Source organism: Pantoea sp. V106_11, from assembly GCF_029967885.1.
Classification (GTDB): Bacteria; Pseudomonadota; Gammaproteobacteria; order Enterobacterales; family Enterobacteriaceae; genus Pantoea; species Pantoea ananatis.
On sequence record NZ_JASCAK010000037.1, the window covers coordinates 470548 to 485093 of the forward strand.

The window sequence follows — 14546 nt, forward strand, 5'->3', positions numbered from 1 at the left end:
GCTCCGGCACAGGTGCTTTAGCGGCAGCGTTTACCGGAATTAGTCTTCGTTGCCCCACTGATTCAGGAAGGTGGCGATCTCATCAATGCGTTGTTCATTAATGCCCGCTTCAACGGCCATCTCTTTCTGCGCTTCTTCACTGATTTCTTCGTTATTCATTAAACGGCTAATCAGCAACTGGAAATAGTGTGCCAGGGCGTCACGCTCGGATTCGCTTACCGGCGTTTCCGTTTCTGACGAATACTCATCGGCAATGTCATAGTATTTCAGTGAGACTTCGTTGTTCATATCTTGCCCTCAGGGTTTGCACCTGTGTCTTTTGTGACTGAATAGAATGGGTTAATCATAACATTCATCTCGCGATTTTTCTGCCAGTCAGCGGCGGGGGGCGGGAAAATTAACAAGCGTGCGGGCATTCGCTTATTTGCCCGTTCATGCATTAACCAGAGTGAGCTGCGCGTGCCCACAGAACAGATTATTGGCTACTGGCAAAGCCGGGCCGTTCTGGCCGGGCGGTAAGTGCCATCACGACGAAAATGTCGGGATGATGATGGGATAACGTCCCGCGGAGATCCCAATGCGGCGATAAAAGTGATGTTTATGAAGAAGACGTGTCCAGATAGGGGAAAAGAAATTTCTCGACCGCCTGCTTTCCGATGCCCGATGTAAAGCTGATGCCTGCCTTTTTTAAAATAGTGCGTCCCGCTCCCCTGTTCTTCGGGTGCGGATCGTCCATGGCAATATAAATATGTTTTGGCTTTAGCTCTGCAATTGTTAAAGCACACGAAGGCGTTCTGCCCTGAAAAGAGCAGGGCTCAAGCGTGACATATATTTCACATTCGCTAATGGGGAAGGTAAGTTTTGCGATCGCGTCGATCTCAGCATGGTGTTGGCCTGGCGGTTGTGTAAACCCCTTAGCAACAACCTCGCCGTCATGAACGATCACGCATCCGACAGGGGGATTGGGTCTGCATTCGGGTAATGCCTGGCGGGAGTACTCAAGCGCCAACATCATAAATTTTAGCTTTTCTTCCATAATGCCTTTATCTGCTGAAGCTCTGGGATCGGAAGACATCCATATTTATGGCCCCTGTCATCGATGTCCAGCGATTAAGGAAACTGAACCACCGCATTGAGCATGGGTAATCACATCACAAGGTCAGATGGCAGCCCTTATCTGTGAACCTCTGTTTCCTGTTTTACAGGCCTGTCGTTTTGGTTTACCTGTTCTGGTAAAGATCCCAACGGTTGCCATAGAGGTCTTCAAAAACCACAACCAGCCCATACTCTTCCTCTCGTGGTTCCTCACAAAACGTCACACCTTTCGCTTTCATGGCTTGGTAGTCGTGCCAGAAATCATTGCTCTGCAGGAACAGGAACACTCTGCCGCCGCATTGATTACCAATAAAGCTTTCCTGGCGGTCATTTGAGGCGCGTGCCAGGAGGAGATGACAATCGCTTTCCGGATTCGGCGTGACGACCACCCAACGTTTACCCGGCTGCGGTGTGTCCTCAACAAGAATAAAGCCCAGCTTGTCAGTGTAATACTCAATAGCCCGATCGTAGTCATCAACCACAATGGAGATATAACCTATGCAACGTTTCTGCGTTCTCATTTCTGCTCCATAAATTCAAAGGAAAAACGGCTTTAGAGAAGGCCTGAAATCATGAACGAATTTTTTATTCTGTCTGGGACGCTCCAAAGCTGGAAGGCTTACGTTAAGGGAAATGCTTACAATGCATGTCTGTGCAGAATAACATGCACGTTTTGTATCGGGTCAGGTGAAATCATTCAGGGCAGGCTTGGCATTTTAACAGGCCGATGAGGGGGCCTGGTTACCGGCTTCTGGTCCTGTCCCTTTATCCAGCACACATAACGTTATCGCACCCTGGCATTGCTAAAAAGACAGGAAATGAGCTTCTGGCTTTGGCACTGAACGGCGCAGGTAGGCGGCGCGAAAAACGGACCCGGCATACAACTTGAAGTCATCCGATAAGCAGGTTAGCCTGCTGCAATCACAAGTGAAAAACTCTCATCATACAGGTAACGTCGGTCATGGCTCTGATCCCCAAAAACTACTCGCGGCTGGAAAGTGGCTATCGTGAAAAAGCATTAAAAATCTATCCGTGGGTTTGTGGGCGATGCTCGCGGGAGTTTGTTTATTCAAACCTGCGGGAATTAACGGTTCACCACATCGATCACGACCACACCAATAATCCACCAGACGGCAGTAACTGGGAGCTGCTGTGCCTGTACTGCCATGATCATGAACACTCAAAATATACGGAAGCCGATCAGTACGGCACCTCCGTTGTGGCTGGCGAGGATGCGCAGGATGATGTGGGGGCCGCCACCTACAATCCCTTTGCCGATCTAAAGTCGATGCTCACCAAAAAGAAATAACCGCTGGCCATCCTGTTGCGTCTTGTCTTTCTGCATGACGATGGCAGGTGCTGACATCTGGCAGCGTTTGGAACAGGGCAGGAGAGAGGCGGCCTGCCGAGTGTTAGCCGCGTTCTGTCAGCCCCGGCAGGCCTTATTTTACTCTGCACGTTGCGCTCCCCATGCCCACCAGCCACTGTGTGGGCATGGGTTCGTACAGCAACGGAAGGACCACCATGAAGAAGGCTCATGTTAATGTGAAATTAAGTCGCTTTCACTCATGTTACGACTCTGGCATAAAATATGCTTATTGATTGCAGGCGCGTTAAAAACTGTGAAGCAGACGAGACAAGCAGACCGGTCTGGCAAATAACGCAGTTTTTACATCAGAATTCAGGATCCAGACACGATGAATAACAATTTCACCTTTACGATTAAGAGCAGTGTTTTTGATGAGAATTACAATCCGTCAGAAAACACCCGCATCACGACCAACTTCGCTAACCTGGCCCGTGGCAAGAACCGCCAGGAAAACCTGCGTAACGCCCTGGTGATGATGGATAATCGTTTTAATTCCCTGGCGCACTGGGATAACCCGAAAGGGGACCGTTATTCTGTCGAGCTTGAGATCATTTCCGTTGAGATGAATATCAATGTGGAAAATAATCGCGATGCTTTCCCGGTTATCGAAATATTGAAAACCAGTATCGTCGATAAAAAAACCGACGAACGTATTGAAGGCATTGTGGGGAACAACTTCTCTTCTTACGTGCGTGACTATGACTTCAGCGTCTTGCTGTCAGAGCACAACAAAAATAATCCAGTGTTTACTATCCCGGAAAACTTTGGCGAGCTGCATGGCAATATCTTCAAATGCTTCCTGCAATCAGAGGCTTACAAGGCGAATTTTAGCAAGTCACCGGTGATCTGCCTGAGTGTTTCAAGCAAAAACACCTATGTCCGCACCGGCAACCGTCACCCGGTACTGGGCATTGAGTACCAGCAGGATGAATATTCGCTGACCGATAAATACTTCAGTAAGATGGGATTACATGCGCGCTATTTTATGCCTGAAAACAGCGTTGCGCCCCTGGCGTTCTATTTTACGGGTGATTTGCTGCGTGATTACACTAATCTCGAACTCATCAGCACCATCAGTACGATGGAAACGTTCCAGAAGATTTATCGCCCTGAGATCTATAATGCAAACTCGCCGGCTGGTATTGAATATCAACCGAGCCTGAGCCATCGGGATTATTCTTTAACGCAAATTGTTTACGACCGAGAAGAGCGTAGCCATCTGGCTATTGAACAAGGGAAGTTTACCGAGAAGAACTTCATCAAACCCTACAAAAATGTTCTTGAGCAATGGTCTGCTAATTACGTTCTTTGATTAACTCAGTATAAGGTTACCTGTTATGAAAACTTTGTTACCGACTTCCACGGCGGGAAGCCTGCCAAAACCGTCCTGGCTTGCGCAACCTGAAACACTGTGGTCGCCCTGGAAACTGGAAAATGAAGAATTAATCGATGGCAAGAAAGACGCACTGCGTTTGATTCTGGACGATCAGGATCGCGCCGGTATCGATATCGTCAGCGATGGTGAGCAAACGCGCCAACACTTTGTGACCACCTTTATTGAACACCTCAGCGGTGTGGATTTTGAAAAACGCGAGATCGTTAAAATCCGTAATCGTTATGATGCCAGCGTGCCGAGTGTGGTGGGTGAAGTGGCGCGTCAGAAGCCGGTCTTCGTTGAAGATGCCAAATTTTTACGTCAGCTAACGAATAAACAGATCAAATGGGCGCTGCCGGGTCCCATGACCATGATCGATACGCTGTATGACAACCATTACAAGAGCCGCGAAAAACTGGCCTGGGAATTTGCCAAAATTCTTAACCAGGAAGCGAAGGAACTTGAGGCGGCGGGTGTCGATATTATCCAGTTTGACGAACCGGCATTTAACGTGTTTTTCGATGAGGTGAATGACTGGGGCATTGCCGCCCTGGAACGCGCCGTTGAAGGGCTCAAGTGCGAGACCGCTGTGCACATTTGCTACGGTTACGGCATCAAAGCCAACACCGACTGGAAAAAGACGCTCGGAACCGAATGGCGTCAGTATGAAGAAGTCTTCCCTAAACTGCAGAAGTCGAACATCGATATCATCTCGCTGGAATGCCAAAACTCTCGCGTGCCGATGGATCTTATCGAACTGATTCGCGGTAAAAAAGTGATGGTCGGGGCCATTGATGTGGCAACCAACGCGATCGAAACCCCTGAAGAAGTGGCCGATACGCTGCGTAAAGCCCTTCAGTTTGTGGATGCCGATAAGCTTTATCCCTCTACCAACTGTGGCATGACGCCGTTATCCCGTCAGGTTGCCCGGGGCAAGCTGAGTGCCCTCAGCGCCGGTGCAGAAATCATCCGTAAAGAACTGCTGTCGAAATAACGGCGTCAGACATTCGGTGAATGACCTGTGTATCAGCAAAGGCCCGATTGGTGATCGGGCCTTTTTTTGTCACCCTGTCAGGCTTGGCTCTGTAAAGCCGCAATAAAATAACCGCCGCGTACGCCTGCTGGCCGTTATTTTCACGCGCTGGCATAAGGTGTGGACGTAAACGGTGCCCGGACAGATGCCCGAAAGCAAAAAGGAGAGGGGATGAACAGATTGTGAGTGTCAGCCAGCCTTTCTGCGCTTCCACTCATCCACCACCTCTCCCAGGTTTTTCGGGAATGTCATTGCGTATCCAGGCCATAAAATCCCGATCGAACCGGAAACGTTCTCCGCACTGTGCAACCATAAAGCGGCGCACATTTTGCGTATTTTTATAGTTTTTATCCACGATCGTCATGCGCGTCAGTTCTGCGCTGTGCCAGTCAATGTTCATCCGCTTGCCTCAAGTAACACGTGGTAAAGGCGAAAATCGTCGCGCCTGGCCGATTACGCTTCAGTGCTGGATAGTGGCATTAAAAATGAATGGATACCGGTATTGCGCGCTGAGGACAGGATATAGCAACATCCCTGCCATCCCTGCCCAAGAGAAGGGCGTGCTTTTTATTAAGCGACCGGCTCTTTGCGTAATGAGCAACGTTATAGCGTTAAAAGACGTTGCGAGCGATCAGTAAAGGGTAATCCAGTCTGGATAGCATCAGTTTATAGAAAATGGCCAAGGATAAATTTGACCTCCCTGGTTAGCTTTCAAGTGCCGCCAGGAGGGTGGCTTCCATTTTTTCCGGCGTAGCGATGGGTGCAAAACGCTTGAGTGGTTTGCCGTCGCGTCCGATCAAAAACTTAGTGAAGTTCCATTTAATCCGCTCACCCAGCACACCGGGTAACTCCGCTTTCAGGTAACGAAATAGCGGATGCGTTCCGGGGCCGTTAACCTCTACTTTTTCGAACATGGGGAAGCTCACACCGTAGTGAATGTGACAGGTCTGCGCGATGTCGTCGGCACTGCCCGGTTCCTGCTTACCGAACTGGTTGCAAGGGAAACCCAGCACCACCAGCCCCTGCGCAGCGTACTTTTTGTAGAGTGCTTCAAGACCTGCATATTGTGGAGTGAATCCACAATGGCTGGCGGTATTCACCACCAGAACCAGCTTGCCAGCATAGTCGGCCATCGAGATGTGCTGGCCATTCAGGCTGGTGGCGTTGAGTTGATGAAAAGTGGTCATGCTGAAATCCTTAAAGTGCGTGTTAGTCAGGGCAAAGATGAGCACTCAGACGGTTTCTTGCTTCGCCCCGTCAACCAGCGCTGTTTTCTCTGTCATTTCAGTGACCCGCCGACCTTTGATTAACTCAGCGTTGCGTGAATCATGCCCGATCAAGGCACAACCCTGCCATTAAATCTGTTTCTGAAGAATAACGGGATGCTTTCAGGAAGCCTGTTTTTTTAACATGATTTTAAGAAGGCTTATGATTTCCTTTTGCTCATGGTCTTCTAACCTGTTCAGAAAATGTGAATCAACGCTTTCAGCAATCGGTGATGCAGTGTTAAGCATCTCTTCACCCTGATCGGTAAGCGTAACAAATCTACGACGTTTGTCTTTTTTTCCTTCTTCACGTTGTATCAGACCTTTATGTTCCATGCGAACCAGCAATTCTGCCAGCGTAGCCTTCGAACTTAACGCCGCCTCTGTTAATTCCAGTTGTTCGATTCCCGGTTTAGCATGAACGGCTGAAAGAACAGCATACTGCTGCTTTGTCAGAAAGGGCATCGCTTCCTGCCACAGGGCGGTATGTTCCTGTAGAAGTTGCCTCGTCAAATGGAAGAAAAGGTTGCTCAAGTCATTGTTCATATTAACTTTTCTCTGGCTCTGTCATCCTCGTATTTAGTTAATGTTAAATCATTATCCCACCGTTAAACATTCTTTATCACCAGATACAAAAGGTCACATTGAAAATAGTAACCATGGAAATCAATTGACTTTATGGGTTTGAGTAGATTACCGTTAATTTCATTCGTACACGAACGTTATTTGCAAGGAAGTCAGATGAGAATTGTAATCGGTATGACGGGAGCAACAGGTGCCCCTTTAGGGGTGGCTCTGCTCAGCATTTTGCAGGAAATCAAAGAGGTTGAAACTCATCTGATTTTGAGCAAGTGGGCTAAAACCACAATTGAACTCGAAACGCCTTTTTCATCGCGTGAGGTGATGAGCATGGCTGATGTTGTGTATGGCCCGTCCGACCAGGCCGCTACTCTCTCTTCAGGTTCTTTTCACACCGATGGGATGGTCATTATTCCTTGCAGTATGAAAACCTTAGCGGGAATTCGCATGGGATACGCGGAAGGCCTTATTGGACGGGCTGCTGATGTCGTCATTAAAGAAGGCAGAAAACTTGTGCTGGTCCCCAGAGAGACGCCTCTCAGCACCATTCACCTGGAAAATATGCTAGCCCTTTCCCGTCTTGGCGTATCCATGGTTCCGCCCATGCCCGCTTTTTATAACCACCCCGCAGTAATTGATGATGTGATCGATCATGTCGTTTCTCGTGTTCTCGACCAGTTTGGGATTGCCTCGCCAAAGGCAAATCGCTGGAAAGGCCTGAACAATTCTAAGAAATCCCTGAGTATGGAGAGTAAATAATGGCTTTTGATGACCTACGTAGCTTCCTTAAGGCTCTGGACGAGCAGGGGCAGCTTCTTGAGATTGATGAAGAGGTTTTACCCGAACCTGATATTGCCGCGGCCGCTAATGCTACAGGCCGAATTGGTGAAGGTGCACCGGCAATCTCATTCAAAAAAATAAAGGGGTTCAATCATGCTCATGTTGTGATGAACACTATTGGTTCCTGGCAAAACCATGCAATTTCACTGGGCCTCCCAATGAATACCCCAGTGAAACAGCAGATAGATGAATTCATTCGTCGCTGGGACACTTTTCCTGTGGCACCAGAGCGGCGCGACAATGCGCCCTGGTCAGAAAATACCGTTGATGGTGAAGAGATCAATCTCTTCGACATCCTTCCCCTGTTCCGCCTGAACGACGGCGACGGCGGTTTCTATCTTGATAAGGCCTGCGTAGTATCACGTGACCCGCTTGATCCAGAACATTTCGGTAAGCAAAACGTCGGCATTTACCGGATGGAGGTGAAAGGTAAACGTAAACTCGGGCTCCAGCCCGTGCCGATGCATGACATTGCACTTCATCTCCATAAGGCCGAAGAACGCGGCGACGATCTGCCAGTGGCTATTACGCTGGGCAATGACCCCATTATTACATTGATGGGCGCCACGCCGCTGAAATACGACCAGTCAGAATATGAGATGGCAGGTGCGCTGCGTGAAAGCCCGTACCCCATCGCCTCCGCGCCTCTGACCGGCTTTGATGTGCCGTGGGGATCGGAAGTCATTCTTGAAGGCGTGATAGAAGGGCGCAAACGTGAGATTGAAGGACCGTTTGGCGAATTCACCGGCCATTATTCCGGCGGTCGCAATATGACCGTTGTACGGATTGATAAGGTCTCCTACCGCACTAAGCCAATATTCGAGTCATTGTATCTGGGAATGCCCTGGACCGAAATTGATTATCTGATGGGCCCGGCAACCTGTGTCCCTTTGTATCAACAGCTGAAAGCGGATTTCCCTGAGGTGCAGGCTGTAAATGCAATGTATACACACGGATTACTGGCCATTATTTCTACAAAGAAACGTTATGGTGGATTTGCCCGTGCTGTAGGCGTACGGGCGATGACAACCCCGCATGGTCTGGGCTACGTCAAGATGGTGATCATGGTCGATGAGGATGTCGATCCCTTTAACCTGCCTCAGGTGATGTGGGCGCTGTCTTCAAAGGTCAATCCGCAAGGCGATCTCGTTCAACTGCCAAACATGTCCGTACTGGAACTGGACCCGGGTTCCAGCCCTGCGGGAATCACGGATAAACTTGTGATCGATGCGACGACTCCCGTGGCACCGGATACCCGCGGCCACTACAGTCAGCCGGTAAAAGACCTGCCAGAAACTTCAATCTGGGTTGAGAAGTTAACGTCCCTGTTATCAAATCGCGGTTAAGGAGAAAGTATGATTTGTCCACGTTGTGCTGATGAACACATTGAAATCATGGCAACATCCCCAGTTGAGGGGATATGGACGGTGCATCAGTGTCAGCATTGCCTGTACACATGGCGCAATACAGAGCCAGCCCGAAGAACGGAGCGGGAACATTATCCTGAAGCCTTCCGGATGACTCAACGTGATATTGATAATGCGCCGGAAGTCCCGTCTGTCCCTCCTCTGTTAGCTAAGTAACTTACTTTCTGGCGGGTCCAGGCCAGGCCCGCTATGCATGATTTGCCACGTTAAAAAATCACATTGTTAACGTCCTGCCTTGAGATGCCAAATATCAAACCTAATCTGCCTTTTCTGGCGTCACAGGTTAAACATGCCCCGATCTCCTGGATTTTGCTTACTGAACAGCAGGTCTGTCATGAGAAAAATTTTCATGCTTCTCATTCATTCTTGATGAAAAGGGCTACAAAAATGACGCCCGCAATGCTACATCCACCCGCCAACAGGAAGACCATCGGATAACCGGCTGCAACCGCGATCAAACCTGCAAGGGGGCCACTAAGCCCATAGGCGATGTCCTGAAAAGCGGCATAGCCACCTAATGCCGTTCCTCTTGTTTGCGGAGGAGAATGACGCAAGGCGATAACACCCAGCGAGGGAAAGATTAAAGAGCATCCGGCACCGGTCATGCCTGCTCCAATCAAAGCGAGCATTTGTGTGGATGCTGTACCCAATGTCAGCAACCCCAGGCTTTCAGTTAAAAGCGAAAAAATTGCGACAGTTTTGCCGCCAAACCGGTCCGGGAAATGACTAAAAATGAGGCGTACAGCGATAAACATCGCGCCAAACGCTGTTAATGCCAGTCCCGCGTTCGCCCAGTGCTGCTGGTTAAAATGAAGGGAGACAAACGTACCGAGAACAGCAAAACCAATGCCCTGAAGTGCAAGAGCCAGCCCTGGACGCCAGATTTTGCCGACAACGGACCACAGAGGCAGGCGAACGCCATGTGAGGGGATGACAGCGGGAACGGCAGCATTCAGCGTAAAGGCAATAACAGGCAGCATGACGGTACAAAGGCCAATTGCCCAAAATCCATAATAGTGAAAGAGATAAAGGCCAAAAGGCGCGCCTGCTGCCAGAGCACCATATGTGGCTATCCCGTTCCATGACATGACTCGGCCCCCTTTTTTGTCGCCACTCAAACCCAGCCCCCATGCCAGGTTCCCTGTCAGGATCTGGCTTTCACTGATGCCCAACAGTATCCGGGCGGCAAAAAGGAAGAATAACGTCAGGAAAGGAAAGTGAGCGACCCTGTCCGCCACAAGCAGCATAAGGCCGGAAAGTGTGCTAACCGCCAACCCCATATGCATCACTTGCTTTGCGCCACGTTCATCTGCATTACGTCCCGCGATCCCGCGCGTCAGCAGCGTTGCGACAAACTGGCATCCCATGACTAATCCAACCAGGGTGTCGCTGTAACCAAGAATATTATGGACATAGAGAGGAACGACCGTCAGGGAGAGCCCAATGGTCATGTAGGCAAAAAACATGGCGAAACTGATACGTAACACGTGCAAGGTTGACTGGCGATCGTTGAATACAGCCGTAGATAAACGCATTGGCATTCACCAGAAAAATGATTTTTTACTGAATGGCCCTGAATGTAGATCAGGGTCAAATACAGGCTTACGCGTGAGTCGCAGGGCGATCGCCAGCATGCCTGAGCGCAGCCCTTGAATCGCTGTGCCATAGGTGGCGTTGCCTGAAGAGCCACCTGAAGCGTTAGAGAATGTACTTATGTCTTCCAGACAAGCGCCAGTTAGCTGTCCGTCGGGATCTACAGCGATACGGCCAGGGTAAATGACATCTGATTTTTTTGGTCTCCTGACCATAACGGGATACCTTCGACTGTGTATAAAAGAGGGATAAACCACGATGTTCAACATGAATGTTAGAGATTTAAAATTCCATTTTCAAATTAAATGGATTTAAAATTTTACTGCTGCATGTAATTGAAATCACTCATTACCCGTCTGCGATTGCCTTTTTGTTGGTTTATATTCATTATAAATCATGCATATGTAATTTTTTTGATTGAAAAATAAATATTTCATGTAAAGGGCATTTACGGCTTAAATGTTCCTTTTTGAGATCGTCTTCCCAAAAATGGAAGATGAATTTTAAATGTGTTGATGTTTCGATTGTTTGTTTCATAATCCTGTTAATCCATTACCTGCATGCCATTCCTTACCTGCGTTCGCTGGTGAACAACCTTGAAACTGGCAGGCGGATCGAATGGAAACCATCAGATTGACTATGGCCCAGGCATGCGTTCAGCTCATTGATAATCAATACATTGAAGTAGATGGCAACGCGAAGACATTCGTTAAAGGCATTTTCGCTATTTTTGGGCAGGGATATGTGTTGGGTTCAGGTCGGGCGCCTGGAGGAGAGTGAGGGGGCATCGCTGTCTGTCAGTCACGAAAAGAGAGGAGATGGCATGTCGCTGGTGCCCAAGCCGGGTATCGCAAAAGAGAGCATTCGCGCTATTGCCGATATGCTGGCGAAAAGAAATGGCCAGGCCTGTCACTACTGATTTATTCAGAAGGAGAAAGGGATAATGAAAGTCGCTTTTGATGTTGACGTCATTAAGCATTTATCAATAACCGGCATGATTCGTCAGGTTTCTGAGTGGGGTTATAAATATATTGAACAATCCCCGCATCCGCGTATCAACCCGTTCTGTAAACATCCCCGAGCTTCCAGAGCGTTGATGAGCGAGTATAAACGTGCACTGAATCAGTACGGGGTGGAACTCCCTTCCTTCATCGCTAATCCACCAGATGTTAATGCCATAATTCACCAGCATAGGGGCATTGGCAAAGGTAAAGTGGATTTTTCGCGTATTACGTGAAATGAATTTTGCAAATCGAAAATTCGAAGTCGGCGGTGAATCCATTATTACCGCATCACTATTATGATATCCGGAAAAAATGAACTCACAGGCCGTCGAAACGCGCAGGATTATCGAAAGAGAACTTTTAGGTCAATCATAAAGATGACATCAGCGCCGGAGGGATTTTTTGTGTGCGGCGTATCCATGCCTGATTTTCTGGAGGCCACATATTAAGAATGACAGTTTAACATTGTTTGTCTTTTACGTTTCTATTCCATTATCTACGCAAATTCAAAACAGTCATTATATGACTTCACTCAGTCAAACTGTGTGAATTAAACGCAAAGGTAACCGTATGAGTACGAAAGAGAAGAAATATAATCTCGCCTATGTTATGGCGATCTGCACCGTGGCAGCATTGGGTGGCCTGTTACAAGGGTATGATACTTCCGTTATTTCAGGTGTTATTGAGCCTCTCAACAGACATTTTAGTTTAACGCCATCGCAGACCGGTTGGGCGGTATCAAGTATCGTTATCGGCTGCGTATTAGGCGCATGGCTCGCCGGTAAACTTGCCGATAATTATGGCAGAAAAAAAGCCCTGACTATAACAGTATTCTTTATGCTGGTTTCTGTAGCGGGCATGGCATTAGCCACCGACTTTACGATGTTTATTATCTTCCGTATTCTGGGCGGATTCGGCATTGGACTGGCATCGGTTGTGTCACCTATTTATATGACGGAAGTTGCACCAAGGGATTATCGCGGCCGCGTTGTCGCAATGAATATGGTCTTTTTCGTTGGTGGACAGGTTTTGGTGCTGATCGTCAATTATTTGATCGCCAAAGGAGCAGATGAAACCTGGCTGGTGACGGTTGGCTGGCGTTATATGCTTGGATTTGGTGTTATTCCTTGCTTCCTGTATTTAATGTTTATGGCTTTTATTCCGGAGTCTCCTCGCTGGAATATAATGAAAAATCGTGATGCCGAAGCGATGAAAACCTTGACTCGCATCTCCAACCCTACGCATGCCTCGAATTTATTTAATGAAATTAAAGCATCTTTTAATACTGATTCAGTAACGACATCTGTAAAAAATGTACCTTCGATAAAGGGGTTAACACGTAACGCGAAGATGTTCATCATCATTGCGTCAATGATTGCCGTATTCAACCAGTTCACCGGCATCAACGTTATTCAGTACTTTGGGCCAACCTTGTTGATGAATGTCACAAGCAGCATGGAAGAAGCCATGTTTATGGTCACCTGGCTAGCGGCGTTGCAGTTCCTGGGCGTGCTTGTCGGTATTGTCTTTGTTGATCGTGTCGGGCGCCGTATTTTACTGCTGATTGGCTCTTTCGGCACCTTCATCTGTCTGGCGCTTACCTTCCTGACTTTCTATTTTGGTATTAAAGGCTATGCCTCAATCATCGGCCTGTTAGGCTTCATGTTCATCTTTGGCTTAACATGGTCGCAAATCGCCTGGACCGTGGTGGGCGAAATTCTGCCTAACCGCCTTCGCGCAATGGGCATGGGGATCGCTTATGCCTCGATGTGGGTATCCAACTTTATCATTAGCCAGGTTTTCCCGATTATCAATGATAATCCATGGCTGCGTGAAAAATTCCACGGTGGATTCCCGCTGCTGCTGTTCTCAGTATCCTGCCTGATATCCTGGTGGTTCGTAAAACGCTACATTCCGGAAACAAAAGGTGTGGCACTCGAGAAAGTCGAAGAACTCATGAATGCCCGTATCAATAAAAATTCTGTATCCGTCACGACCAGTGATATAAAACATTAATATAGTAAGGACGTAATTATGACTATTCATATTGCTAATGCACCTTGCAGTTGGGGGGTTGATGATCCAAAAAATCCGTTTCTGCCGCCCTGGCAAAAAGTTCTCAGTGAGGCAAATCAGGCGGGTTATAAAAGTATTGAACTCGGACCGTGGACATATTTACCAACGGATCCGGTCAAACTGACGGAAGCCTTAAATAAGGCCTCGCTTTCAATCGTGGCGGGTACAATTTTTGATGATTTAGTCAGTGACAGTAATTTTGATAACATGATTGAGTTGACGCATAATCTGTGTCGAAATCTTTCTAAAATACCCACTGCGGTGAAAGATCACAGTTCTAATTATCCCGCGCCATATTTGGTGATTATTGATTTTGGTAATGAAGAACGCGCTCGTTATGCCGGACATTCATATAAAGCACCTCGCCTGAGTGCTGATGACTGGCAGCGCATGGTCTCGCATATTAAAGAAATAAGTTCTCTGGCCTGGAATGAATACGGTGTTCGTCCGGTAATTCATCCCCATGCGGGGGGATGTATTGAGTTCTCAGATGAAATTATCAAAATTGCTGAGGATATACCACATTCAGTTGCTGGGTTATGTCTGGATACAGGGCACCTTTATTATTCTGGCATGGACCCTGTAAGCTGGCTTGAGAGTTATTTCGATCGCCTTGATTATATTCATTTCAAAGATGTGAACGAAAGTGTCCATAAAGATGTACTCAAGCGTGGACTGGATTTCTTTGCCGCATGCGCAGAAGGCGTAATGTGCCCCATTGGCAAAGGGGCAATTGATTATCCCGCAATTAAGAAACTCCTTAACGACTTGAATTATCAAGGCTGGATCACGATTGAGCAGGAACGCGATCCACGCCAGGCTGATGGCAGTCTACACGATGTGACCGAAAGTCTTAAGTGGCTAAAATCAGTCGGCTTCTAACCGGAGAT

Annotated in this window: 15 protein-coding genes and 3 pseudogenes; 10 read left to right on the forward strand and 8 right to left on the reverse strand. The window is 48.0% G+C overall.

Going from position 1 to position 14546, the window contains the following annotated elements; translation table 11 throughout:
• Window positions 1-39 precede the first annotated feature (39 nt).
• From QLG08_RS21055 to QLG08_RS21065, 3 genes are all read right to left on the reverse strand, one after another.
• Complete coding sequence (locus QLG08_RS21055) at window positions 40-288, reverse strand: DUF2543 family protein (RefSeq protein ID WP_282473161.1); 249 nt, start codon at window positions 286-288, stop codon at window positions 40-42.
• 310 nt (window positions 289-598) lie between these two features.
• The gene (locus QLG08_RS21060; RefSeq protein WP_015700482.1) at window positions 599-1075 is read right to left on the reverse strand and encodes a bifunctional diaminohydroxyphosphoribosylaminopyrimidine deaminase/5-amino-6-(5-phosphoribosylamino)uracil reductase RibD; all 477 of its coding nucleotides are present in this window, start codon (window positions 1073-1075) and stop codon (window positions 599-601) included.
• Window positions 1076-1220: 145 nt separating this feature from the next.
• Window positions 1221-1616 carry a VOC family protein gene (locus QLG08_RS21065; protein ID WP_282473162.1) on the reverse strand — a complete coding sequence of 132 codons (396 nt, stop codon included), beginning with the start codon at window positions 1614-1616 and terminating at the stop codon, window positions 1221-1223.
• Window positions 1617-2056: 440 nt separating this feature from the next.
• Between QLG08_RS21065 and yajD the strand changes: the two genes are divergently transcribed.
• The 3 genes from yajD to QLG08_RS21080 all read left to right on the forward strand — a co-directional run bounded on the left by yajD (window position 2057) and on the right by QLG08_RS21080 (window position 4833).
• Complete coding sequence (gene yajD, locus QLG08_RS21070; RefSeq protein WP_013025496.1) at window positions 2057-2404, forward strand: HNH nuclease YajD; 348 nt, start codon at window positions 2057-2059, stop codon at window positions 2402-2404.
• 388 nt (window positions 2405-2792) lie between these two features.
• A complete protein-coding gene (locus QLG08_RS21075; RefSeq protein WP_013025497.1) occupies window positions 2793-3776 on the forward strand; it encodes a DUF1852 domain-containing protein in 984 nt (327 codons plus the stop codon).
• A gap of 25 nt (window positions 3777-3801) precedes the next feature.
• Entirely contained in the window at window positions 3802-4833 is a 1032-nt protein-coding gene (locus tag QLG08_RS21080) for a methionine synthase (RefSeq protein WP_013025498.1), read from the forward strand.
• Window positions 4834-5061: 228 nt separating this feature from the next.
• Here the strand turns inward: QLG08_RS21080 and QLG08_RS21085 are convergent.
• From QLG08_RS21085 to QLG08_RS21095, 3 genes and pseudogenes are all read right to left on the reverse strand, one after another.
• Window positions 5062-5272: pseudogene (locus QLG08_RS21085) on the reverse strand (DUF6434 domain-containing protein).
• A 304-nt stretch (window positions 5273-5576) separates the two neighbouring features.
• Window positions 5577-6059 (reverse strand): glutathione peroxidase, encoded by a 483-nt coding sequence (locus tag QLG08_RS21090; RefSeq protein WP_028715045.1) that lies wholly within the window; start codon window positions 6057-6059, stop codon window positions 5577-5579.
• A 201-nt stretch (window positions 6060-6260) separates the two neighbouring features.
• Window positions 6261-6683: a MarR family transcriptional regulator gene (locus QLG08_RS21095; RefSeq protein WP_013025501.1), complete on the reverse strand. Its 423-nt coding sequence runs from the start codon at window positions 6681-6683 to the stop codon at window positions 6261-6263.
• 195 nt (window positions 6684-6878) lie between these two features.
• On the opposite strand from QLG08_RS21095, the gene QLG08_RS21100 reads away from it, so the two are divergent.
• The 3 genes from QLG08_RS21100 to QLG08_RS21110 are packed head-to-tail and all read left to right on the forward strand — an operon-like array spanning window position 6879 to window position 9139.
• Complete coding sequence (locus QLG08_RS21100) at window positions 6879-7475, forward strand: non-oxidative hydroxyarylic acid decarboxylases subunit B (protein ID WP_014606031.1); 597 nt, start codon at window positions 6879-6881, stop codon at window positions 7473-7475.
• Window positions 7475-8902, forward strand: a complete 1428-nt coding sequence (locus QLG08_RS21105; RefSeq protein ID WP_015700477.1) for a non-oxidative hydroxyarylic acid decarboxylases subunit C — start codon at window positions 7475-7477, stop codon at window positions 8900-8902. The genes QLG08_RS21100 and QLG08_RS21105 overlap by 1 nt, the downstream gene beginning before the upstream one ends.
• Before the next feature lie 9 nt (window positions 8903-8911).
• Window positions 8912-9139 (forward strand): non-oxidative hydroxyarylic acid decarboxylases subunit D, encoded by a 228-nt coding sequence (locus QLG08_RS21110; protein WP_013025504.1) that lies wholly within the window; start codon window positions 8912-8914, stop codon window positions 9137-9139.
• Between the two features lie 200 nt (window positions 9140-9339).
• Here the strand turns inward: QLG08_RS21110 and QLG08_RS21115 are convergent, their stop codons facing one another.
• Both QLG08_RS21115 and QLG08_RS21120 read right to left on the reverse strand, forming a co-directional pair.
• Window positions 9340-10518, reverse strand: coding sequence for an MFS transporter (locus QLG08_RS21115; protein ID WP_041457594.1), 1179 nt, complete (start codon window positions 10516-10518; stop codon window positions 9340-9342).
• Between the two features lie 90 nt (window positions 10519-10608).
• Window positions 10609-10791, reverse strand: a pseudogene (locus QLG08_RS21120) (hypothetical protein); the annotation flags it as partial.
• Window positions 10792-11194: 403 nt separating this feature from the next.
• Here QLG08_RS21120 and QLG08_RS21125 point away from each other — a divergent pair.
• The 4 genes and pseudogenes from QLG08_RS21125 (at window position 11195) to QLG08_RS21140 (ending at window position 14538) form a co-directional block, all read left to right on the forward strand.
• Entirely contained in the window at window positions 11195-11356 is a 162-nt protein-coding gene (locus tag QLG08_RS21125) for a hypothetical protein (RefSeq protein WP_233255847.1), read from the forward strand.
• Window positions 11357-11519: 163 nt separating this feature from the next.
• Window positions 11520-11955 (forward strand): annotated as a pseudogene (locus QLG08_RS21130) (hypothetical protein).
• Window positions 11956-12150: 195 nt separating this feature from the next.
• A complete protein-coding gene (locus QLG08_RS21135; RefSeq protein ID WP_014593545.1) occupies window positions 12151-13596 on the forward strand; it encodes a sugar porter family MFS transporter in 1446 nt (481 codons plus the stop codon).
• Window positions 13597-13614: 18 nt separating this feature from the next.
• On the forward strand, window positions 13615-14538 hold the full coding sequence (locus QLG08_RS21140) for a TIM barrel protein (protein WP_282473164.1): 924 nt from the start codon (window positions 13615-13617) through the stop codon (window positions 14536-14538).
• Window positions 14539-14546 lie beyond the last annotated feature (8 nt).